This is a genomic window from Flavobacterium araucananum (genome assembly GCF_002222055.1).
Classification (GTDB): Bacteria; Bacteroidota; Bacteroidia; order Flavobacteriales; family Flavobacteriaceae; genus Flavobacterium; species Flavobacterium araucananum.
This window is the reverse complement of record NZ_MUGS01000103.1, coordinates 1-1,400: the sequence shown is the minus strand read 5'-3', so window position 1 is coordinate 1,400 and position 1,400 is coordinate 1. Positions and strand designations below refer to the sequence as shown.

Sequence of the window (1,400 nt, the reverse complement as noted above, 5' to 3'; positions counted from 1 at the left end):
CTAAAATGGTATTCTGCAAATACAGGCGGAACACTTTATAGCGGTACAGAATTATTGGTAACCGGAACTTATTATGTAAGTCAAACTTCTGCGAGCAGTTGCGAGAGTGCAAGAACTGCAGTAGTGGTAACGGTAAATGCAACACCTGCAGCACCAACAGCTTCCCCTCAAAATTTCTGTTCAGCCGATGCTAAAAAAGTAAGCGATTTAGTCGCTACCGGAACTACCCTAAAATGGTATTCTGCAAATACAGGCGGAACACTTTATGCCGGCACAGAGTTGTTGGCAACCGGAACTTATTATGTAAGTCAAACTTCTGCGAGCAGTTGCGAGAGTGCAAGAACTGCAGTATCCGTAACGGTAAATGCAACACCGGCAAGACCTTTATTGAGTTCTGTAACGCAACAAACATGCTCGACTGCAACAGGTAGTTTTACGATTACCAATTATAATGCAAGTTATATCTATATAGTAAATCCTTCAGCAGGAGTTACTCAAACAGGCAATACCATAACAGCTCCGGTTGGAAGTTATACTATAATTGCAAAAGCTGATGGTTGCGAATCTTTAAGCTCAAGCGCTGTTATCGATTCTAAAATTTGTGCCAATATAGACAACACCTTTGCCAGTCAAACCACATCAGGAACTACTACCGTTATTGGCGATGTTACAGCAAACGATACCTTAAACGGACAACCTGTTACCGCAGCCAATACCAATGTAACGCCAATAAAAACAGGACCACTGAGTATTGATGCCAATGGACAATTGACATTAGACGCCAATACACCATCCGGCACTTATACCATTACGTACCAAATTTGTGAAGAAGGCGCGAGCCCTGCCAATTGCGCTACAAATACCGCTACAGTTGTAGTAGGGAACACACTTGTTGCCAATACAGACAATACCTTTGCCAGTCAAACCACATCAGGAACTACTACCGTTATTGGCGATGTTACAGCAAACGATACCTTAAACGGACAACCTGTTACCGCAGCCAATACCAATGTAACGCCAATAAAAACAGGACCACTAAGTATTGATGCCAACGGTGAGTTGACATTAGACGCCAATACACCATCCGGCACTTATACCATTACGTACCAAATTTGTGAAGAAGGCGCGAGCCATGCCAATTGCGCCATAAACACCGCTACAGTTGTAGTAGGAAACACACTTGTTGCCAATACAGACAATACCTTTGCCAGTCAAACCACATCAGCGACTACTACCGTTATTGGCGATGTTACAGCAAACGATACCTTAAACGGACAACCTGTTACCGCAGTAAACACCAATGTAACACCAATAAAAACAGGACCACTAAGTATCGATGCCAACGGACAATTGACATTAGACGCCAATACACCATCCGGTACTTATAGCATTACGTACCA

The 1,400-nt window shown here is 43.1% G+C and carries 1 protein-coding gene; it reads left to right on the top strand.

Translation table 11 applies throughout. The annotated features are described in order from the left end of the window. Window positions 1-1,400, top strand: a 1,400-nt coding sequence (locus tag B0A64_RS25340) for an Ig-like domain-containing protein (protein ID WP_455423339.1), incomplete at both ends; no start/stop codon positions are given.